This window comes from Kitasatospora sp. NPDC008050 (assembly GCF_042957465.1).
Taxonomy (GTDB): Bacteria; Actinomycetota; Actinomycetes; order Streptomycetales; family Streptomycetaceae; genus Kitasatospora.
This window is the reverse complement of record NZ_JBIBIJ010000016.1, coordinates 26,936-46,478: the sequence shown is the minus strand read 5'-3', so window position 1 is coordinate 46,478 and position 19,543 is coordinate 26,936. Positions and strand designations below refer to the sequence as shown.

Sequence of the window (19,543 nt, the reverse complement as noted above, 5' to 3'; positions counted from 1 at the left end):
CACCGTCATCAGTCAAGTAACCAGCCAATCGGCGGCACCGTGCGCGGAATTCAGCGGGGGTCGAGCTCCTTGCCCAGGCAGATGCACTCGGGCGCATCCCGGTAGACGCCGAACTTGGTGATCGGCCGGTATCCCTCGGACTCGTACAGCGCCACCGCCTCCGGCTGCTCGGTGCCGGTCTCCAGCACCACGCGGCTGCGCCCGGCCGCGCCGGCCACCGCCTCCAGGTGGCGCAGCACGGTCCGGGCCAGGCCCCGGCCCCGGGCGGTCGGGACCACGAACATCCGCTTGAGCTCGACGTCGCCGTCGCGCAGGTACGGGTAGCTGCCGTCCTTGACGCGCCAGCCGCCGCAGGCGACCGGCGCGCCGTCCAGGTAGCCCACCACGAAGATCCCGTGCGGGTCGGCGAAGTGCTCGGGCCGCATCTCGGTGATGTCCATGTCGCCGTAACGGCGGATGTACTCCTGCTGCACCTCGGCGGTCAGCAGTTCGGCGTCAGGGTGGTCATATCCGGTGATGCGCAGTTCCATGACGGCAATCATAAGGCCACAGGATTATCCGATGATTGGACCTTTTCTGCCGCCAAACATCGCCGCCCGCAGCCGCTCAGCGGCCGGCGAACCGCTCCACCAGCTCCTGCTTGCCGAACATCTGCGCGGTCTCGAAAGCCGAGGGCTGCCCGGCGTGCGGATCGGCACCGCCGGCGAGCAGCGCGTCGAGCGCCTCGTCGGCCCCCTTGAAGACGGTGCCGGCCAGCGGGGTCTGGCCGCGGTCGTTGGCCTGGTTCGGGTCGGCGCCACGGTCGACCAGCAGGCGCACGGCGGCGGCGTGGCCGTGGTACGCGGCCAGCATCAGCAGCGTGTCACCGCGATCGTTGGCCAGGTTCACCGGGGCTCCGGCGGTCAGAAACGCGCCCAGCGCCTCGGCGTCACCGCCGCGGGCGGCCTCGAAGATCCGCCCCGCCAGCTCGATCAGCGCGGCCTCCTCGGACTCCTCGGTGGCAGCGACGGGCGGCAGGGATTCAGCTGAGTCGGTCATCGAAGGCCCTTTCGATCGGTGGCGGAAACCAGCGCTCCAACCCTCGGAACGGTAGTCGCCCGCGATCTTCGTGACCAGAGCCGCCTTGGCCCGAACAGCAGGGAACGCCGACCCGCATGGGCCCCGCGCCACCCGCCGTTCGAGCGAATTCGGCGCGCCGCGCGATGTTCGCGCCGGTCACACCCGCGAGCGCGCAAAGGCGGGAAAACCGCCCGCCCGGCCCACACCGGAAGCCGACCCGAACCCGCGTTCCCACCCCCGGCCTGCGACTTCGCTCGAAGACCACCCATTTGCCCCGTTCCATCATCTATTACTTTTTGTCACGATTGTGGCACTTTCCGTGACACTGTCCCCCTGTATGGCAGCGCGGAGCACCCCGGCACTGCCATGCACTCGACAGTGGTCCCCTGTCCCGCCTCACCGAGGAGCAGTCCCCCGTGATCCTCTCCATCTCCGGCATCGTCCTGTTCGGCACCATCGCCTTCCTCTTCTTCCGCCGGGACGGGCTCAAGGTCTCGCACGCCTTGGTCTGCTCCCTCTTCGGCTTCTACCTCGCGGGCAGCGCGATCGCGCCGAGCATCCAGGCCGGCGGCGCGAGCCTGGCCAGCCTGGTCAGCGGCCTCAAGTTCTGAGCCATCCGGCGGCGGTCCGGGCGCGGGTCCCACCGCCCCGGACCGCCGCCAGCGCGCCGCCCGCCCGCGGCCAGTCGCGGCCGTCCCGCCGCCCAGTCCGTCCGATCGCCCGGGGAGTCAAAGGACCATGTCCCTCAATCGCCACCTGACCCGCGGCCGCGACCTCGCCCGCACCGCGGGCGACCACGCCGCCGACATGTTCGCGCCGCTCACGCTGATCGCGCGCGGCCTGCGCCGGCACACCGACTGGGCCAGGTCCCGCTGGCAGGCCACCCCCAAGGAGCGGCGCGGCCCGACGTTGCTGCTCACCGTCGCCGGACTGATCGGCGTGGTGCTGCTGCCGCACGGCCCGCTCTTCGCGGTGGTCGCGCTGGTGGCCAGCGCCGCCTGGAGCGGCCGCGAGCGCAAGCCCGCCCCGGCCCCCGAGCCCGACCCGGCCGACGTCAAGCTGCCCGCGCTCTACGCCGCACTGACCCCCTACCTGGCCGCGCCGGACGACGTCTGCCCGCTCTACCGCCCCGACGGCCGGTACCAGGACGCCTTCGCGGGCTGGTCCTTCGACGCCGAGGGCCGGCTCGCCGCGCTGGAGATGGGCTATCCGGCCTACTTCACCGACACCGAGCCCGCCGCCCGGGCGCGCATCGAGCAGGTGGTGCAGGCCAAGGCGGGCCGGGCCCGGGAGTACCGCTTCGACTGGGACCTGGAGTGCAGCCGCCTGCAGATCACCGCGCTGGCCCCGCTGCCCGGCAACGTCCCCGCGCAGACCTGGGTGACCACGCCGGGCGAGATCGTGCTCGGCTTCACCGACCCGCAGGCCACCCAGCGGATGATCCCGGTCAGCCACGACGGCGGCTCGGGCCACCAGCCGCCGGTGATCTGGCGCACCGGGGCCCGCTCGGGTGAACCGCACCTGCTGGCCCTGGGCTCCACCGGCTCGGGCACCTCCACCCTGCTGCGCACCATCGCCCTGCAGGCGCTGAGCCACGGCGACGTGCTGGTGATCGACGGTGCGGGCACCGGCGAGCACGCCTGCCTGGTCAACCGGCCGGGCGTGCACACGGTGGAGACCAGCCTGCGCGGCGCGCTGGCCGCGCTCGACTGGGCGGCCCGGGAGACCGAGCGCCGGCTGGCCGCACTGAACGCCGCCCGCTACCACGGCGAGCCCGCACCGGCCGACGCCACCCGCCCGCTGTGGCTGCTGCTCGACCACCCCACCGAGCTGTCCGAGCTGGCCCAGGCCGAGGGCCACCCCGATCCGCAGGGGCTGCTGGAACTGCCGCTGCGGCAGGGCCGGGCGGCCCGCGTCACCGTGGTGGTGGTGGACGCGATCGAGGCGGTGGACCGGATCTCGCCCACCGTGCGGGCCGCCGCCCGGGCCCGGGTGGTGCTCGGCGGCCACGGCGCGCAGGACCTTCGGCTCGCGCTCGGCGTGCCGCTGGACCTGGTTCCCGCCACGCACACCCCGCCCGGGCGCGGCTACGCCCGGATCGGCAGCCAGCCGCCGGTCCGCCTGCAGGTGCCGGCCACCGTCGACCCGCTGGACGAGGAGGCGCCGGCCCGGCTGCGGGACGCGGTGATCGCCCTGCTGCCGCACCGCGACACCCGGATCGAGGCGGCCGCTCCACCACTGCCGCAGCACCAGCCCCAGGCGGCACCCGCCGCCGAGCCGGCCGCCGGGGCCACCGCGCCCCGGGTGGAGCTGCGCAAGGCGGGGCTGGGCAACCCGCGCTGAACCGGCAGCCGGATGAGCTGGCCGAATGGCCAATTCGGCAAGCGCACCGATACGCTCCGGCAAGCCGTCCTTCACACGGTAAGAAAGCCGATTCGGTCACTGGGCGCGAATTTCGTGACACTCAGGGTGATAACCCAGTCCAGATGTGACAAATCGGACGGAGATGGGTACAAACAGGGGCGGCACGACAGACGACGCATGTCCCGGGACGGGAATCTTCGTCGCAAGTCGAGCGTTGACCGAACGACGAAGACAGCGACCCCAACTAGTCCTGTGGGCCATAAGCCCTGGAGGCACGATTCATGAGCGAGCGAGCTCTCCGAGGCACGCGACTCGGCGCCACTAGCTACGAGACCGACCGTGGCATTGACCTGGCTCCGCGCCAGACCGTCGAGTACGCATGTCAGAACGGACACCGGTTCGAGGTGCCCTTCTCCGTCGAGGCGGAGATCCCCTCGGTGTGGGAGTGCCGCTTCTGCGGCACCGAGGCCGTCCTGCTCGACGGTGACGAGCCGGAGGAGAAGAAGACCAAGCCGACCCGGACCCATTGGGACATGCTGATGGAGCGCCGGACACGCGAGGAGCTGGAGGAGGTGCTGGCCGAGCGGCTGGCCGTGCTCCGCTCCGGCGGGATGAACCTTGCGGTCCACCCGCGGGACACCCGTAAGAGCGCCTGACACGAGTGCACGAACGCTTGGGCCCCGATCCATCCGGATCGGGGCCCAAGCGTTTCCCGTCCGGTTCCCCGGCCGCCCGTCCAGCTCTCCGTCAACGGTGCCGGCCCGTCGAGGACGGCCGGCCGTCAACAGTGCCGGCCGGCCGTCAGGTTGAGCTCAGTGGCCCAGCGGCGGGCGCTGGTCGCCGTCGCCCGGGCGCCAGGTCGGCCCGGGGGCACCCGGCTGATCGGCCGGGTCGACCACCTCGCCCTGGACGATCTTGCCGTCGGGCCGGTGGATCCGCATCTGCTCCTGCAGGCGCAGCGCCTCGGCCAGCGGGTCGCCGCCGCCCTGGGTGCGCAGCACCCGGACCGCGGCCCGGCGCCCGGCCAGCCGCCACAGCGCCCGGGTCGGCGGGAGGAGCAGGGTGAGCCCGATCAGGTCGGAGAGGAAGCCGGGCAGGATCAGCAGCAGCCCGGCCAGCACGGTCAGGCTGGTGCCCGTCTCGGCCGCGCCCGAGGGCGGCACCGCGCCCTGCTCGAAAGAGGCGGAGGCCGCCCGCAGCGCCTTCAGCCCGGCGCGCTTGATCAGCCGGCCGCCGACCATGACGCCGAGCAGCAGCAGGAGCAGCACCACCAGCCACCCCGTCACCGACGCCACCTGGATGACCAGCCAGATCTCCAGCACCAGCCAGGCGGCCACCAGCAGCGGCAGTACTCGGCGCAGGCGGCCGCGGCGGCGGCTCGGGGCCCCGGGCCGGCCGGGAACGCGGGTCGGGTCAACGTGCTGGGTCACGGTACGAGTCCACTCCATCGCGGCGCCCCCGCCCGCCACTCGGGCCGCTCCCGAGCGCTCAGGGCGCCACCGTGGACAACGGTTCGGCGGTCGGCTGTGTTCCGGCCGCCGAACCGGTGCCCGGTCGGCGGCGGCGCTCGATCAGTACGGCGGCGCCGCAGGCCAGCAGCCCGATGATGGCCAGCGCCCACTCCGGCGCCGCGCCCAGCCGGTCCGCCAGCGTCTTGCCGTCGCGCAGCGGCACGTCGGCGCTGAGCGAGGCCGCGGTCAGCTCGCTGGTGCGGCTCTCGATGCTGCCGTCCGGGCGAATGATCGCGCTGATGCCGCTGGTCGCGGCGATCAGCACGGCGCGGCCGTGCTCGACCGCCCGCAGCCGGGACATCGCCAGCTGCTGGTCGGGCTGCCCACTGCGGGCGTAGGTGGCGTTGTTGGTCTGCACGACCAGCACCCGGCCGCCGTCGTTGACGGTGTCCCGGACGATCTCGTCGTAGGCGACCTCGAAGCAGATCACGTCGCCGATCCGGGCCGGTCCCAGCTGCATGACGCCGGTGCCCTTGCCGGGGTAGAAGTCGTGCGCGACCCGCTGGAACCGGGTGATCACCTTCGCCAGCACCGAGCGGTACGGCACGTACTCGCCGAACGGGACCGGGTGCTGCTTGGTGTAGTGCGCGCCGGGGCCGCTGATCGGGTCCCAGACGATGCCCTCGTTCTGCACGTGCTGGGCGTCGGGGCCGTCCACCAGGGCGCCGACCAGGGTGGGGACGCCGATCGTGCGCACCGCCTGGGTGATCCGCTCGTAGGCCAGCGGGTCACTGTAGGGGTCGAGGTCGGAGGAGTTCTCCGGCCAGATCACCAGGTCGGGCTGGGCCGCCTGGCCGGCCTTGATCTTCGCGGCCAGTGCCTCGGTCTCGGCGGCGTGGTTGTCCAGGACCTGCATCGGGCGGCCCAGGAAGTCCATCCCGGGGTGCGGGACGTTGCCCTGGATGACGGCGACCTTGGCGGTGTCCTTGGAGGTGGTGGGCACCGGGACGGCGTAGCCGCTGACCACGATGAGCGCGGCGCAGGCGCCCGCGCCGACCGGCAGCAGCACCCGGCGGCGGGGTCGGGGCGCGGCGGCGGGGGCCACCGGCTCGCCGCTCCGGCCCCTCTGGCCGCTCTGGCTGGAGGGCTGGTCGGCCGGCTGGTCGACGGCCGGCTCGGCGGCCTGGCGGGCAGCCGGCTCGACGGCCGGGGCGGCGCGGCGGGCGGCCAGGCGGCGCAGCCAGGGCAGCGCGAGGTAGCCGAGCAGCGTGCCGGTCAGCGCCACGGCGAAGGTGACCAGCGGCGCGCCGCCGAGCGCGGCCAGCGGCGTGAACGGGCTGGAGGTGTTGGCGAAGGCCAAGCGGCCCCACGGGAAGCCGCCGAACGGCAGCCGGTCGCGCGCCCACTCCTCGGTCACCCACAGGCAGGCCGCCCACAGCGGCCAGCAGCGCAACCGCGAGGTGAGCGCGAGGCCGCCGCCCAGCGCCCAGAGGAAGAGCGCCTCGATGGCGGAGAGCGCCACCCAGGCGTCCGGGCCGATCACCCGGATCCAGTCCAGCAGCCAGAGGAAGAACGGCAGGCCGAAGGCGAAGCCCGTCCAGGCGCCCTGCCGGAAGGTGCGGCCGCGGGTGAGCAGCGACAGCGCGGCGACCGCCAGTACCGACAGCGGCCAGACATCGTAGGGCGGGAACGCGGCGGCCAGCGCGAGCCCGGCCGCCGCGGCCACAGCGCTGCGGCGCCAGCCGCCGCGCACCTTGGTGCGCAGGCGCTGCAGTCGGCCCGCCGGCGCGGGCCGCGGCTCCTGCGGCGTGCTCTTCCCGGGCTCCGGGTCAAGGGCGTGCGGAGCCTCGTCGAGGGGCAATGCCACCTGCGCACCATCTCTCTGGCTGGATCGGACTTGTGCTGGATCGGACTGCTACGGGATCAGAGCCGTGCGGGGCCCGGCCGGAACCGACGGCTCCGGCCGGGCGGACGCTGCGGGTTCGGCACGACGGTACCCGCCGGGCGGCGCCGACCGGTAGTCACCGTTGTCTGAAAATCCGCAGGTCAGCCCAAGAGTGCACGCTCGTACACGGTCCGGCCGCGAACCACGGTGCGCAGGCAGGCCGGCAGCTCGGTGCCCGGGGTGAGGTCGGGCAGGCCGGGGATGCCGGAGCGCGGGTCGGTGGACCAGCCGGCCACCCGGTCGTCAGGGGCCTGGACCACCAGCTCGCCGGTGCGCCACAGCGCGTAGGTGGCGGGTACGCCGGGGACCAGCACGCCCTCCTGGTCGCGGCCCAGCGCCCGCCAGCCGCCCCGGGTGTGCGCGGCGAAGGCCGCCCGCACCGAGATCCGGTGCTCGGGGGTCTGATGGAAGGCAGCGGCCCGCACCGTGCCCCACGGGTCCAGCGCGGTGACCGGAGCGTCCGAGCCGAAGGCCAGCGGCACTCCGGCCCGCAGCAGCGCGGCGAACGGGTTGAGCGCGCGGGCCCGCTCGCTGCCCAGCCGCTGGGCGTACATGCCCGTCCCGCCGCCCCAGGCGGCGTCGAAGGCCGGCTGCATCGAGGCGGTGAGGCCGAGCTCGGCGAAGGCCGCGATCGTCTTGTCGTCCAGCGCCTCGGCGTGCTCGACCCGGTGGCGCAGCGCCTTGACCCGGGCCGGGCCCAGCCGGTCGGCGGCCGTTCGCACGCCGGCCAGCACCGCGTCGATCGCGGCGTCGCCGATCGCGTGGAAGCCCGCCTGCAGGCCCGCCTCGGTGCAGGCGGTGACGTGGTCGGCCACCTGCTCGGCCGTCAGGTAGGCGGTGCCGGTCCGCGGGACCTCACCGCCGGCAGCCGCCGGCCCGTCGGCGGGCGCGGCGTCGGCGTAGGGGGCGTGCAGGCAGGCGGTGCGGGAGCCGAAGGCGCCGTCCACGAAGAGGTCGCCGCCGGCGCCGACCGCGCCGAGCCGACGGGCCCGCTCCACGCCGCCGCGCTCGCTCAGCTCGCCCCAGTAGCCGTAGACCTCGGGGCCCTGCTCCTCGGCGGCCAGCGCCAGCAGGGCCGCCAGGTCGCCCTCGGAGGAGATCTCCGGTCCCGCGCACTCGTGCAGGGCGGCGATGCCGAGCGAGGCGGCCCGCCGCAGGGTGGCCAGCTGGGCCTGGCGGCGCTGATCGTCCGTCAGCTGGTCGAGCGCGGCGCGGCGCACGGCGTGGTGGGCGTCGGCGCGCAGCGGGGCGGCGGGGTGGTGGCCGGACAGCTCGGCCAGGCCCGGGGTGCGGGCCCGCAGCGCGCTGGTGGCCAGCGCGGAGTGCACGTCGGTGCGCGAGAGGTAGAGGGGGGCGCCGCCGGCCGCCTGGTCGAGCTCCGCCAGGGTCGGCGGGCGGCCCTCCGGCCAGCGGGTCTCGTCCCAGCCATGGCCGATCAGCACGCCCTCGGCGCCGCGGGCGAAGTCGGCGATCCGCGCCAGCGCCTCGGCCAGCGAGGGGCAGTCGGTGAGGTCCAGGCCGGTGAGCGCGAGCCCGGTGGCGGTGGCGTGCACATGCGCGTCCACGAAGGCCGGGGTGACCAGTGCACCCGCCAGGTCGACCACCTCGTCCGCGACGCTCGCGTAGGCGTCGGCGGCGCCCTCGCTGCCGACCCAGGCGATCTGCTCGCCCTCGATCAGCATCGCGGTGGCGAAGGGGTCGGCCGGGCTGTAGACGGTGCCGCCGCGCAGCAGCACGGTGCGGGAGGTGCGTTCGGTCATGGGGGACAGTCTGCACCCGAGTTGTCCGGGTTCTGGACAGCGCCCCCTTCGATGCGGCCCGCCGCGCCGACGGGCTCAGAGCTTGGGCGGCCGTGCCTCGTACGGGGTGGAGAGCACCACGGTGGTGCGGGTGGAGACGCCGGCCGCGCTGCGGACGCGGGCCAGCAGGTCCTCCAGGTCGCCGGGGGCGCCGACCCGCACCTTGAGGATGTAGTTCTCGTCCCCCGCGACGCTGTGGCAGGCCTCGATCTCCGGCAGTGGGGCGAGCCGCTCGGGCACGTCGTCCGGGGCGCTGGGATCGAACGGCTTGACCGAAATGAACGCGGTCAGCGCCAGGTTGACGGCATCCGGGTCGATGATCGCGGAGTAGCCGCGGATCACCCCGCGCTGTTCCAGGCGCCGGACCCGCTGGTGGACGGCCGAGGTGGACAGGCCGGTGGCCTTGCCCAGGTCGGTGTAGCTCATCCGCCCGTCCTGGACGAGCAGCTGGACAATGCGCTGATCGAGATCCTCCACAAGGCGCAAACCTACCCGAAAGCCCGGCGCGCGCCGGACAAGGACGGCGCCGGCGGACGACGGCCCGCGGCGGGGTGCGCGGCCGGCGGCGGTGCGGCGCGGGCGCTCCGGGTCGCGGTGGGTGGCACATGCCAGCGGAATGTGGCGAAGGCCACACCGGGGTGCATCACCCTGCGCCGACCTGCAGGGTTATGAGTCGGCGTGACAGGGAAAGGCTGCTGGTGGCCCGGCCGAGTTGGCCCGGCCAGATCCAAGGGGGATCACATGCCTGCAGCTGAGCAGCGCGCCGTCGGCGCCGACAGCATTCCGATCTCGCACGAAGAACCGGAGGGCGACGATCTCGCCCCGGGCTTCGGCCACATCCCCGGCACCGACCCGGGCGAGGCCGAGACGTGGGAGATCATCCGGGTGCACTGTCCCGAGTGCGACCGCCCGATCGCCCTGCTGGGCGACGAGGAGCAGTTGCCGCAGCACGCGGTGCTGCGGACCGCCTGGCACCCGTTCTCCCCCGCGCTGTGCGCGGGTTCGGGGCTGCCCGCCGAGGACCTGGCCGAGTGCGCGCCCGAGCCCGGCGCCGCGCCGGCCGACGCGCTGGACACGCTGGACGCGTTGCTCACCCTGCCGGCCGAACTCGACTGGCGCACCCAGCCGTTCTCGCACGTGGGCGGGCCCGGTTCGCTGCCGCTGCAGCGCATCGCGTCGGCCCCGGCGCAGGTCCCGCCGATGCGCCAGGCGCCGCTGGGCGGCCTGGTACGACGCTGATCGGGCGGCCCGCACAGGCGAGTTGGGCCGCAGCGGAGCAGCGCGTCGGGCCGGGGTCGGATCAAGGTCCTGTCCGACAATTCGCGCCCGGCGGGAATGGTCGGACAGGGCCTGCGATACGGCTCCGGCCCGTGCTGGTTCGGCCCCGGGCCGAACCGGCGTCAGCCGCGGGTGAGGTGACGGCCGATCACCAGGCGCTGGATCTGGTTGGTGCCCTCCACTATCTGCAGCACCTTGGCCTCGCGCATGTACCGCTCGGCCGGGAAGTCCTGGGTGTACCCGTAGCCGCCGAGCACCTGGACGGCGTCGGTGGTCACCCGCATCGCGGCGTCGGTGCAGAAGAGCTTGGCCATCGCCGCCTCCTTGGAGAAGGCGAGGCCCTCGTCGCGGCGGCGGGCGGCGGCCAGGTAGAGCGCGCGCCCGGCCTCGATCTGGGTGGCCATGTCGGCGAGCATGAACGACAGGCCCTGGAAGTCGGCGATCGGGCGGCCGAACTGCTTGCGGTTGCCCGCGTACTCGACCGCCAGGTCCAGCGCCGCCTGGGCCACGCCGATGGCGCAGGCCGCGATGCCCAGGCGGCCCGAGTCCAGCGCGGCGAGCGCGATCTGGAAGCCCTGCCCCTCCTCGCCAATGAGCCGGTCGGCGGCTACCGGCACGCCGTCGAAGTGCAGTTGGGCGGTGGGCGAGCTGTTCATGCCCATCTTGTGCTCCGGCGGCGCGGCCGAGAGGTTCGGCGCGTCGCCCGGGATCAGCAGGCAGCTGATGCCGCGCGGGCCGTCCTCACCGGTGCGCACCAGCGCGCTGTAGAAGTCGGCCCGGCCGCCGTGGGTGATCCAGGCCTTGGTGCCGCGCACCAGGTAGTCGCCGCCCTCGGCCGAGCGGTCGGCGCGGGTGCGCAGCGCGGCGGCGTCGGAGCCGGACTGCGGCTCGGAGAGGCAGTACGCGCCGAGCTGGGCGCCGCCGAGCATCCCGGGCAGCCAGCGCTTGCGCTGCTCCTCGGTGCCGAAGCCGGCCAGCGCGTGGCAGGAGAGGGTGTGCACGCTGACCCCGAGCCCGACCGCGAGCCAGCCGGCGGCCAGCTCCTCCAGCACCTGGAGGTAGACCTCGTACGGCTGCTCGCCCCCGCCGTGCTCCTGCGCGTAGGGCAGCGAGAGCAGGCCCGCATCGCCCAGGGTCCGGAACACCTCGCGCGGGAAGCGGCCGGCCGCCTCGTCCTCGGCTGCCCGGGGCCGCAGCTCGCGGTCGACCAGGTCGCGGGTCAGCGCGAGCAGTTCCCTGGCCTCGTCGCTGGGCAGCCGGCGCTCCACGGGCTTGGGGGGTGCGGCGTTCATGAGGTGGTCGCCTCCTCGGTCGGGCCCCGGGGTGTCCGTCGGGCGCGTGGTGGGGGAGCTCGGTGAACCCCCGCGACCGGGTCGCGGTGAACGGGCGTTCACATGTCTGGCCAAGCGAGTATGCCCGATCAAGGGCAATCCGTCACGACCCTCCCGTTTCGCCCTCGCCGGTTCCCGCCGACAATCGGCCATCAGGCCCAAAGGCACAGGTCAGCGCCCGTACAGTAGCGACATGGATCACCCGCACGGCCACGGCCCCGAACTCGCCGCCCTCGCCGACCGCCTGCGGGCGCTGCCACCGTCCTGCGGCGGGGTGCGGCTGGTCGCCGTGGACGGCCATGCGGGCAGCGGCAAGACCACCTTCGCCGGCCGGCTGTCCGGGGCGCTGGGCGGCGCACCGGTGGTGCATCTGGACGACCTGGCCACCCATCAGGAGTTCTTCGCCTGGACCGGGCGGCTGCGGGAGTGGGTACTGACGCCGCTGGCCCAGGGGGCGACCGCCCGGTTCGAGGCCTATGACTGGGGTGCCCGGCGCTTCCGGGGAGCGCGCGAGATCGCTCCCGCTCCGGTGGTGCTGCTGGAGGGCGTGGGCGCCGGGCGGCGGGCGGTACGGCCGGCGCTGGCCGCGCTGATCTGGATGGAGCTGCCCGCCGCCGACGCCAGGGCGCGCGGACTGCGCCGGGACGGGCCGGAGCTGGCCGACTTCTGGGAGCACTGGTCGAGCGCCGAGAACACGCACTTCGCCGCCGACCCGAGCCGTCCGTACGCGGACCTGCTGGTGGACGGGCACACCGGTGAACCGCTCCCACCAGCCGTGACCGCGCCCGGTGATCGCTTGGGCGACCTGCTAAGCGGTCGCTTGACCGGGGACAGCCGAAGGAACTAGGTTTTCCTACGGAGCGAGATTGTTGATCTCGCAACTAGACGTGGCGTCTCCGACTCGTTCCCCCGTGAGCCGGAGGCGCCGCGCTGTTTTCCGGCGCCCCGCTCTGGGCATGGTCCCGAACAGACACCGCAGCAAACCGTCAGTACGCCAACGGTCAACGCGTACCAGTGTTTTGGACTTGCACGGCACTCTTCCGGATCAGCGCCACGCGGGTACGATTCCGGGCAGGCGCAGCTACGTCCGGGGTGCACGGCGCTGACCCGCCAACGACCGGGCCTCGGTGCACACCACGGGGGGCGTGAGTGACCAGTCTTGACCGTTCCGGCGGCACCGGGCCCTACGGGCCCGCCGACCGGGCCTGGCTGCGGGCGATGGACGCCTACACGGCCGGCGCCTACGCACGCGCCGAGGAGGAGTTCCGCACCGCCGTCCGGCTCGACCCGAGCATGGCCGACGCCTGGCTCGGCCTGCACGCGCTGCGCTGCGACACCTCGGGCGCACTGCTCGCCATGTACCGCCACAAGAAACGTTTCGGCGAGCAACGCCGCCGCCACCAGCGTCCGCTCAGCTCCTGGTACTGGCTGGGCTGGTGGGTGCAACCGGTCCTGGAGGACCAGCGGGACCTCGCGCTGGCGCACGCCTCGCACTGGCTGGACGGGCGGCACCTGGCCGAACTCGACCGCGCGATGACCCAGTGCCCGCCCGCCGACCAGGACCCCTCGGTGCGCTTCCTGCACGCCTGCCGCTCCTACCTGCTCAAGGACTGGGAGCAACTCATCAGGGACACCGACCAGTTGCTCGACGACCCGCTGCTCGGCATCGAGGCCGGACTGTTCGGCGGGATGGCCCGGGTGCGCCTGGACATGTGCGCCCAGGCGCAGACCCCGCTGGCCGCCTCGCTGGCCCGCTGCCGCTCCGAGCAGCCGCAGCGCAAGGAGCTGCGCTACTGGCTGGCCCGGGCCTACGAGGGCGCCGGGCGCAGCGCGGCCGCGCTGCCGCTCTACCGCTCGGTGCACCGGGCCGACCCGGCCTTCATGGACACCGCCGCCCGGCTGGCGGCGATCGCCGCCGAGGACGGCCTCGGGCTGCTGGAGGAGCTGCCCGCGTTCGGCGCCGGGGAGGGCCTGGCGGAGGAGTCGACGGGCGTGGACACCACCGCGCTGGACCTGATCGCCGGGACCGGCGGGGTGCTGGAGACGGCGTTCGGCGAGGGTGGCTACGGCGAGGTGCCCTGGCCGGAGAGCGGCTGCCCGGAGGCCGGCTTTCCGGGCGGCGGGGAGTTGGAGGGCGCCGGGCCGGCCGGCGGCGCCCCGGAGGACGGCGGCTACTCGGACGAGCCCGACGCCGGGCCGCTCCAGGTGACCGAGCGGCCGGTGGCCGAGCGGTCCGGCGGGACGGGCGGCGGCGACGGCGGTGGGACCGATGGCGGCGGTGGCGAGGGTGCGAGCACCAGCAGTGGCGCCGGCACGGAGGGCGGCCGGGGCGAGCCGCTCGCGCCCCGCGAGGGCCGGGCCCCCGGTGCCGCCGGTGCTGCCCAGGGCCCGGCGGCCGGACAGCGGCGGCTGGACGCCGCACTGTCGGCGCTGGAGCAGATGGTCGGCCTGGACCCGGTGAAGCGTCAGGTCCGGGCGCTCTCCGCGCAGCTGCGGATGGCCGGGCTGCGGGCCGAGCAGGGCCTGCCGGTGCAGCCGCCCAAGCGCCACTTCGTCTTCTCCGGACCCTCCGGCACCGGCAAGACCACGGTGGCGCGGATCCTCGGCCAGGTCTTCCACGCCCTGGGCCTGCTCTCCGGCGACCACCTGGTGGAGGCCCAGCGGGCCGACCTGGTGGGCGAGTTCCTCGGCCAGACCGCGGTCAAGGCGAACGAGCTGATCGACTCGGCGCTGGACGGCGTGCTCTTCATCGACGAGGCGTACAGCCTGGCCAACTCCGGCTACAGCAAGGGCGACGCGTACGGCGACGAGGCGCTGCAGGTGCTGCTCAAGCGGGCCGAGGACAACCGGGACCGGCTGGTGGTGATCCTGGCCGGCTACCCCGAGGGGATGAACCGCCTGCTGGCCGCCAACCCCGGGCTCAACTCCCGCTTCACCACCCGCGTCGACTTCCCCAGTTACCGCCCCGCCGAGCTGACCGCGATCGGCAGCGCGCTGGCCGCCCGGGTCGGCGACGGCTGGGACGAGGACGCGGCGGACGAGCTGGCCAGCATCTGCGCCCATGTGGTCGGCGAGGGCTGGATCGACGAGCTCGGCAACGGGCGGTTCATCCGGACCCTCTATGAGAAGTCCTGCGCCTACCGCGACCTGCGGCTGACCCTCTCCCGCGAGCGGCCGAGCCGGGAGGACCTGGCGACGCTGCGGCTGCCCGACCTGGTGCAGGCCTACGGCGAGCTGATCGACGGACGGGGCTGACCCGGGCGGGCTCGGCCCGGATCAGCCCCGTCGTCAGTGGCCGGTCCGGCCCGCAACGGTCAGGCGATGGCGTGCCGGTGGTCCGGGTCGTGCATCTCGCCGACCAGCTCCTCCAGCACGTCCTCCAGCGTCACCAGGCCCAGCGTGCGCCCGTCCGCCGCCGTGACCGCCGCCAGGTGGGCGGCCGCGCGGCGCATCGCGGTGAGCGCGTCGTCCAGCGGCATCCGCTCCCCCACCACGGTGACCGGCCGCCACAGCCGCACCGGCACCGGCGCCTGCCGGTCCTCCAGCTCCAGCACGTCCTTGATGTGCAGGTAGCCGACGATCTGCTGCTCCGCGTCGAGCACCGGGAACCGGGAGAAGCCGGTGGCCACCGCCAGCTGCTCCAGCTGGCGGACGGTGACCGTCGGGTCGACCGTGACCAGCTGGTCGAAGGGCAGCAGCACCTCGCGGACCGGGCGGTGACCCAGCTCCAGCGCGTCCTCCAGGCGCTCCTGCTCGGCCTCGGCCAGCAGGCCGGCCGCACGCGACTCGGCCAGGATCCAGAGCAGTTGCTCGGCGGTGAAGACCGACTCCACCTCGTCCTTGGGCTCGACCTTGAAGGCCCGCAGCACCAGGTTGGCGAAGGCGTTCAGGAACCGGATCAGCGGCGCCAGCAGCAGCGCCAGCCGGGCCAGCGGCGGGCCCAGCAGCAGCGCGGCGCGCGCCGGAGCGGCCAGCGCGACGTTCTTCGGCACCATCTCGCCGATCACCATGTGCAGGAAGACCACCAGGGCCAGCGCCAGCGCGTAGGAGACCCCGTGCACCAGCAGCGCCGGAATCCCGACCGCCTGGAACGGGCCCTCCAGCAGGTGGGCGATGGTCGGCTCGGCGAGCGCGCCGAGCAGCAGCGAACAGACCGTGATGCCCAGTTGGGCGGCGGCCAGCAGCGCCGAGACCTGCGAGAGCGCGCCCAGCATGGTCCTGGCCCGCTTGTCACCGGCGTCGGCCAGCGGTTCGAGCTGGCTGCGGCGCACCGAGATCACCGCGAACTCGGCACCGACGAAGTAGGCGTTGCCGAGCAGCAGCAGGACCGAGGCGAAGAGTTGCAGGAAGATCACTTCTGCTCCCCCTCCTCGGGCAGGCGCACCAGGCGCACCCGGCTGGTGCGGTGCCGGTCCACGGCCTGCACGGTCAGCTCCCAGCCGGGCAGATCGGCCTGGTCACCGGGCGCGGGCAGCCGGCCGAGGAGGTCGGCGAGCAGGCCGGCCAGCGTCTCGTACGGCCCGTGCGGGGCGTTCAGGCCGATGGTCTCCAACTGGTCGATCCGGGCCCGCCCGTCGGCCAGCCAGGTCGGACGGCCGCCCACCGGCGGCACCGCGAGCAGTTCGGGGGTGGTGCCCGGGTCGTGCTCGTCGCGCACCTCGCCGACGATCTCCTCGACGATGTCCTCCAGGGTCACCACGCCCGCCGTGCCGCCGTACTCGTCGATCACGATCGCCATCGGCTGGCGGCGGCGCAGCTGGTCGAGCAGCTGCTCGGCGGGCAGGGTCTCGGGCACCAGCAGCGGCGCGCCCGCCAGTTCGCCGATCCTGACCTCGGCGCGGCGCTCCGGCGGGACGCCGAGCGCGTCCTTGAGGGTGACCGTCCCGGTGACCTCGTCCAGGCTGTCCTGGTAGACCGGGAAGCGGGAGAAGCCGGTGGCCCGGGTCAGGTTGACCACGTCGGCGGCGGTCGCGTCGCGCTGCAGCGCCGCGACGTCCACCCGGGGCGTCATCACGCTCTGCGCGGTCAGCTCGGCCAGGCTCAGGGTGCGCACGAAGAGCAGTGCGGCGTCCTCCTCTATCGCCCCGGCCTTGGCCGAGTGCTGGGCGAGGAAGGCCAGTTCACCAGGAGTGCGGGCGTGCTCCAACTCCTCGGCGGGCTCCATGCCGAGCGAGCGCACCAGGCGGTTGGCACTGCCGTTGAGGCCGGCGATGAGCGGTCGGCACAGCGCGGAGAAGGCACGCTGGGGACCGGCCAGCGCCCGGGCCACCTGGAGCGGACGGGAGATCGCCCAGTTCTTCGGGACCAGCTCGCCGATCACCATCTGCACCACGGTGGCGGCCAGCATGCCGAGCACCACGGCCAGGCCGGTGGCGGCCCCGGCGGGCACGCCGACCCCGCTGAGCACCGGGCCGAGCAGCACCGACAGCGCCGGCTCGGCGAGCATGCCGACCACCAGGGAGGTGACGGTGATGCCGAGCTGGGCGCCGGACAGTTCGAAGGAGAGGTGGCGCAAGGCCTTGCGCAGGCCCACCGCTCGGCGGTCGCCGCCTTGGGCGGCCCGCTCGACCGCGCTGCGGTCCACGGTGACCAGGGAGAACTCGGCCGCCACGAAGAGGCCATTGGCGAGAATCAGCACAAGGGCCGCCCCCAGGAGCAGCCAGGCGGTGATCACAGCGCCGCCCGCTCTCGATCGGTCCAGGGTTTCAGGAGAGAGGCGGCGGTACTACTACCGGACGGATCGTCCATCGAGGGGGAAAGTCACTCCTCAGGTCGCGGGCCCACAGGGCAAGGGCGGTTTTGCCCTGCCTTTACCAGGTTAAACGATACCTGTTCGAAACCTTGGCAGGTCCGCGGGTGCCCCGAGCGACGCTCCCGGCCCCAGGGCGGGCCTCAGACCGTGGTGGGCTCGCTAGCCGCGCCGTGCGCCTCGGCGAGGTCGCGCAGGCCGCGGGCGGCCCGCACCGCCTGCTCGCGTCCACCGCCCGGCTGGATCCCGACGGCGGCCAGCGAGGTCCCGTCGGTCAGGTCCAGGGTGACCCACGGGTCGCCCTGGCGCAGGTTCACCCGCACGATCTCCGCCCACTGCAGGCGCCGGGTGCGCAGGAAGTTGACCACCGTGATGCCGTCCGCGTCGGCCAGCACCTTGGGGCGGGCCAGCATCAGGCCCACCCCGGCGAAGATCAGACCCAGCATGGTGAGCATGATCCGGTCGTTCAGCTGCCAGCTGGCCGGGAGGATCACCGCCATGCCGCCGAAGACCAGGATCAGCACCGCGCTGGCCGGCAGCAGCACCAGGCGGTTGCGGCGCGGGGCCCAGACCGTCGGCAGCGCGGGCAGGTCGGGGCGGTCGGTGCCGGTGGTGGTGGCAGGCATGGCGGCGGAACTCCCGGTCACGTGCGGAACGTCGAGCGCGACGTCAGAGGCGGCAGGCGTGGATGTTGGTGACCAGGACGCCGCGGGCGCCGATCCCCCACAGGTCGTCCATGATCCGCTGGGCCTCCTTGCGGAGCACCATCGAGCGGACCGCGACCCAGCCCTCGGTGTGCAGCGGGGAGACGGTCGGCGACTCCAGGCCCGGCGTCAGGGCGACCGCCTCGCCAACCTTCTCGGCCCGGATGTCGTAGTCCATCAGCACATAGCGGCGGGCCACCAGCACACCCTGCAGCCGGCGCATGAACTGCTCGATCCGCGGGTCCTCACCGGCGCCCTTGGGCCGGATCACCACGGCGTCGGAGACCAGGATCGGCTCACCGAAGACCTCCAGCCCCGCGTTGCGCAGGCTGGTGCCGGTCTCCACCACGTCGGCGATCACATCGGCCACGCCCAGCTGCACCGCGGTCTCCACCGCGCCGTCCAGCTTGGTCACCGTGGCGGTGACGCCGTGCTCGGCCAGGTGCTGCTCGACCAGGCCGGTGTAGGAGGTGGCGATCCGCCGGCCCTCCAGCCCGGTGACGTCCTTGGGCGAGCCGACGGGGCCGGCGAACCGGAAGGTCGAGCCGCCGAAGCCGAGCGCCAGCACCTCCTCGGCACCGGCCGCGGAGTCCAGCAGCAGGTCACGCCCGGTGATCCCGACGTCCAGGCGGCCCGAGCCGACGTAGACCGCGATGTCGCGCGGACGCAGGAAGAAGAACTCGACCTGGTTCTCCGGGTCGACCAGGACCAGTTCCTTGGGGTCCTTGCGCTGGCGGTAGCCGGCCTCATGGAGCATCTCCGCCGCGGGACCCGAGAGCGAACCCTTGTTGGGGAGGGCGATGCGCAGCATGAGAGGAGAATCCTTCGCTGTGGGAGCGGTGCGGGGAGTAACGGTGCGGGGAGTAACGGAAGGCACTACGGGGCGAACCGGTCGGACCTGCGCGGGGCGGGTCAGAGGTAGGCGTAGACGTCGTCGAGGGTCAGGCCGCGGGCGACCATCATCACCTGAAGGTGGTAGAGCAGCTGCGAGATCTCCTCGGCGGTCTGCTCCTTGGTCTGGAACTCCGCGGCCATCCAGACCTCGGCGGCTTCCTCGACCACCTTCTTGCCGATGGCATGGACGCCCTGCTCGACCAGCTGGGCGGTACGGGAGGACGCGGGGTCGCCGGTGGCGGCCTTCTGCTGGAGCTCGACGAAGAGCTCCTCGAATGTCTTGGAAGCCATGATGGCTCTCACCATACGGGGTATCCCGGGGCGGGCGGAAAGCGTCCCGCACGGTGGACACGCCGCTGGACACCGAGGTGGACGCCGAGGTGGGCGCCGGTTCGACGGCCGGCGCCCTGCCCGGTGAGGTCGCGCGTCAGCGAGGTCGCGCGTCAGCGCAGCGCGCGCAGGGTGGCCGCGGTGGCGACCGCGGCCGTGACGGCCTCGTGGCCCTTGTCCTCGGCGGAGCCCGGCAGCCCCGCGCGGTCGATCGCCTGCTCCTCGTTGTCGCAGGTCAGCACGCCGAAGCCGACCGGTACGCCGGTGTCCACGCTGACCTGGGTGAGCCCGAGGGTGGCCGCCTCGCAGACGTAGTCGAAGTGCGGGGTGCCGCCGCGGATCACCACGCCGAGGGCGACCACCGCGTCGTAGCCGAGCGCGGCCAGGCGCTTGGCGGCGACCGGCAGTTCGAAGGTGCCGGGCACCCGCAGGACGGTGGGCTCCGCGATCCCGAGCTCCTTCAGGGCGCGCTGGGCGCCGTCCAGCAGCCCGTCCATCACCTGGGTGTGCCACTGGGCGGCGACCACCGCGACCCGCAGGTCCTGGGCGTTGTCGACGGTGATCTCGGGGGCTCCGTGGCCGCTCACGATGGTCTTCCTTCCGGTCGGGTACGTCGGGTGGGACGAATCTGGTGTCGGG

General features: G+C 73.7%; 19 protein-coding genes. 6 read left to right on the top strand and 13 right to left on the bottom strand.

Annotated features, from left to right (window positions below; translation table 11 throughout):
- Window positions 1–50 precede the first annotated feature (50 nt).
- Together ACFZB9_RS26920 and ACFZB9_RS26915 are read right to left on the bottom strand one after the other, a co-directional pair.
- Entirely contained in the window at window positions 51–530 is a 480-nt protein-coding gene (locus ACFZB9_RS26920) for a GNAT family N-acetyltransferase (protein WP_391451287.1), read from the bottom strand.
- Window positions 531–606: 76 nt separating this feature from the next.
- Window positions 607–1,038, bottom strand: a complete 432-nt coding sequence (locus ACFZB9_RS26915) for an ankyrin repeat domain-containing protein (RefSeq protein ID WP_391451285.1) — start codon at window positions 1,036–1,038, stop codon at window positions 607–609.
- Window positions 1,039–1,475: 437 nt separating this feature from the next.
- Here ACFZB9_RS26915 and ACFZB9_RS26910 point away from each other — a divergent pair, with 437 nt between their 5' ends.
- The 3 genes from ACFZB9_RS26910 to ACFZB9_RS26900 all read left to right on the top strand — a co-directional run bounded on the left by ACFZB9_RS26910 (window position 1,476) and on the right by ACFZB9_RS26900 (window position 4,079).
- Window positions 1,476–1,670 (top strand): hypothetical protein, encoded by a 195-nt coding sequence (locus tag ACFZB9_RS26910; protein WP_391451284.1) that lies wholly within the window; start codon window positions 1,476–1,478, stop codon window positions 1,668–1,670.
- 127 nt (window positions 1,671–1,797) lie between these two features.
- Window positions 1,798–3,402: an FtsK/SpoIIIE domain-containing protein gene (locus ACFZB9_RS26905; protein WP_391451282.1), complete on the top strand. Its 1,605-nt coding sequence runs from the start codon at window positions 1,798–1,800 to the stop codon at window positions 3,400–3,402.
- A 302-nt stretch (window positions 3,403–3,704) separates the two neighbouring features.
- Entirely contained in the window at window positions 3,705–4,079 is a 375-nt protein-coding gene (locus tag ACFZB9_RS26900; protein WP_101384134.1) for an RNA polymerase-binding protein RbpA, read from the top strand.
- A 156-nt stretch (window positions 4,080–4,235) separates the two neighbouring features.
- Here the strand turns inward: ACFZB9_RS26900 and fxsA are convergent, their stop codons facing one another.
- From fxsA to ACFZB9_RS26880, 4 genes are all read right to left on the bottom strand, one after another.
- On the bottom strand, window positions 4,236–4,853 hold the full coding sequence (fxsA, locus tag ACFZB9_RS26895) for an FxsA family membrane protein (RefSeq protein ID WP_391451279.1): 618 nt from the start codon (window positions 4,851–4,853) through the stop codon (window positions 4,236–4,238).
- A 58-nt stretch (window positions 4,854–4,911) separates the two neighbouring features.
- A complete protein-coding gene (lnt, locus tag ACFZB9_RS26890) occupies window positions 4,912–6,741 on the bottom strand; it encodes an apolipoprotein N-acyltransferase (RefSeq protein WP_391451277.1) in 1,830 nt (609 codons plus the stop codon).
- Between the two features lie 179 nt (window positions 6,742–6,920).
- Window positions 6,921–8,579 carry an amidohydrolase gene (locus ACFZB9_RS26885; protein WP_391451275.1) on the bottom strand — a complete coding sequence of 553 codons (1,659 nt, stop codon included), beginning with the start codon at window positions 8,577–8,579 and terminating at the stop codon, window positions 6,921–6,923.
- Between the two features lie 75 nt (window positions 8,580–8,654).
- The gene (locus tag ACFZB9_RS26880; RefSeq protein ID WP_391451273.1) at window positions 8,655–9,095 is read right to left on the bottom strand and encodes an Lrp/AsnC family transcriptional regulator; all 441 of its coding nucleotides are present in this window, start codon (window positions 9,093–9,095) and stop codon (window positions 8,655–8,657) included.
- 264 nt (window positions 9,096–9,359) lie between these two features.
- On the opposite strand from ACFZB9_RS26880, the gene ACFZB9_RS26875 reads away from it, so the two are divergent.
- Window positions 9,360–9,857 carry a hypothetical protein gene (locus tag ACFZB9_RS26875; protein WP_391451272.1) on the top strand — a complete coding sequence of 166 codons (498 nt, stop codon included), beginning with the start codon at window positions 9,360–9,362 and terminating at the stop codon, window positions 9,855–9,857.
- Window positions 9,858–10,018: 161 nt separating this feature from the next.
- Here the strand turns inward: ACFZB9_RS26875 and ACFZB9_RS26870 are convergent, their stop codons facing one another.
- A complete protein-coding gene (locus tag ACFZB9_RS26870) occupies window positions 10,019–11,188 on the bottom strand; it encodes an acyl-CoA dehydrogenase family protein (protein ID WP_391451270.1) in 1,170 nt (389 codons plus the stop codon).
- Between the two features lie 232 nt (window positions 11,189–11,420).
- Here ACFZB9_RS26870 and ACFZB9_RS26865 point away from each other — a divergent pair, with 232 nt between their 5' ends.
- The gene (locus ACFZB9_RS26865) at window positions 11,421–12,074 is read left to right on the top strand and encodes a uridine kinase (protein ID WP_391451269.1); all 654 of its coding nucleotides are present in this window, start codon (window positions 11,421–11,423) and stop codon (window positions 12,072–12,074) included.
- Between the two features lie 371 nt (window positions 12,075–12,445).
- A complete protein-coding gene (locus tag ACFZB9_RS26860) occupies window positions 12,446–14,482 on the top strand; it encodes an AAA family ATPase (protein WP_391451506.1) in 2,037 nt (678 codons plus the stop codon).
- A gap of 59 nt (window positions 14,483–14,541) precedes the next feature.
- Here the strand turns inward: ACFZB9_RS26860 and ACFZB9_RS26855 are convergent, their stop codons facing one another.
- The 6 genes from ACFZB9_RS26855 to ribH all read right to left on the bottom strand — a co-directional run bounded on the left by ACFZB9_RS26855 (window position 14,542) and on the right by ribH (window position 19,491).
- Complete coding sequence (locus tag ACFZB9_RS26855) at window positions 14,542–15,582, bottom strand: hemolysin family protein (RefSeq protein ID WP_391451267.1); 1,041 nt, start codon at window positions 15,580–15,582, stop codon at window positions 14,542–14,544.
- Window positions 15,579–16,901 (bottom strand): hemolysin family protein, encoded by a 1,323-nt coding sequence (locus ACFZB9_RS26850; RefSeq protein ID WP_391451265.1) that lies wholly within the window; start codon window positions 16,899–16,901, stop codon window positions 15,579–15,581. The genes ACFZB9_RS26855 and ACFZB9_RS26850 overlap by 4 nt, the downstream gene beginning before the upstream one ends.
- Window positions 16,902–17,119: 218 nt before the next feature.
- The gene (locus ACFZB9_RS26845; RefSeq protein WP_391451263.1) at window positions 17,120–17,602 is read right to left on the bottom strand and encodes a PH domain-containing protein; all 483 of its coding nucleotides are present in this window, start codon (window positions 17,600–17,602) and stop codon (window positions 17,120–17,122) included.
- 43 nt (window positions 17,603–17,645) lie between these two features.
- Window positions 17,646–18,491 (bottom strand): ATP phosphoribosyltransferase, encoded by an 846-nt coding sequence (gene hisG, locus ACFZB9_RS26840; RefSeq protein WP_391451261.1) that lies wholly within the window; start codon window positions 18,489–18,491, stop codon window positions 17,646–17,648.
- A gap of 101 nt (window positions 18,492–18,592) precedes the next feature.
- The gene (locus ACFZB9_RS26835) at window positions 18,593–18,865 is read right to left on the bottom strand and encodes a phosphoribosyl-ATP diphosphatase (protein ID WP_327065557.1); all 273 of its coding nucleotides are present in this window, start codon (window positions 18,863–18,865) and stop codon (window positions 18,593–18,595) included.
- Between the two features lie 152 nt (window positions 18,866–19,017).
- Window positions 19,018–19,491: a 6,7-dimethyl-8-ribityllumazine synthase gene (gene ribH / locus ACFZB9_RS26830; RefSeq protein WP_391451258.1), complete on the bottom strand. Its 474-nt coding sequence runs from the start codon at window positions 19,489–19,491 to the stop codon at window positions 19,018–19,020.
- Window positions 19,492–19,543: the final 52 nt, after the last annotated feature.

Coding starts and splice junctions, on each gene's coding strand:
- ACFZB9_RS26900 (WP_101384134.1), top strand. CDS start 3,705: ATGAGCGAGCGAGCTCTCCGAGGCACGCGACTCGGCGCCACTAGCTAC.
- ACFZB9_RS26845 (WP_391451263.1), bottom strand. CDS start 17,602: ATGCCTGCCACCACCACCGGCACCGACCGCCCCGACCTGCCCGCGCTG.
- ACFZB9_RS26905 (WP_391451282.1), top strand. CDS start 1,798: ATGTCCCTCAATCGCCACCTGACCCGCGGCCGCGACCTCGCCCGCACC.
- ACFZB9_RS26860 (WP_391451506.1), top strand. CDS start 12,446: ATGGACGCCTACACGGCCGGCGCCTACGCACGCGCCGAGGAGGAGTTC.
- ACFZB9_RS26885 (WP_391451275.1), bottom strand. CDS start 8,579: ATGACCGAACGCACCTCCCGCACCGTGCTGCTGCGCGGCGGCACCGTC.
- ACFZB9_RS26835 (WP_327065557.1), bottom strand. CDS start 18,865: ATGGCTTCCAAGACATTCGAGGAGCTCTTCGTCGAGCTCCAGCAGAAG.
- ACFZB9_RS26870 (WP_391451270.1), bottom strand. CDS start 11,188: ATGAACGCCGCACCCCCCAAGCCCGTGGAGCGCCGGCTGCCCAGCGAC.
- hisG (WP_391451261.1), bottom strand. CDS start 18,491: ATGCTGCGCATCGCCCTCCCCAACAAGGGTTCGCTCTCGGGTCCCGCG.
- ACFZB9_RS26915 (WP_391451285.1), bottom strand. CDS start 1,038: ATGACCGACTCAGCTGAATCCCTGCCGCCCGTCGCTGCCACCGAGGAG.
- ACFZB9_RS26920 (WP_391451287.1), bottom strand. CDS start 530: ATGGAACTGCGCATCACCGGATATGACCACCCTGACGCCGAACTGCTG.
- ACFZB9_RS26865 (WP_391451269.1), top strand. CDS start 11,421: ATGGATCACCCGCACGGCCACGGCCCCGAACTCGCCGCCCTCGCCGAC.
- ACFZB9_RS26875 (WP_391451272.1), top strand. CDS start 9,360: ATGCCTGCAGCTGAGCAGCGCGCCGTCGGCGCCGACAGCATTCCGATC.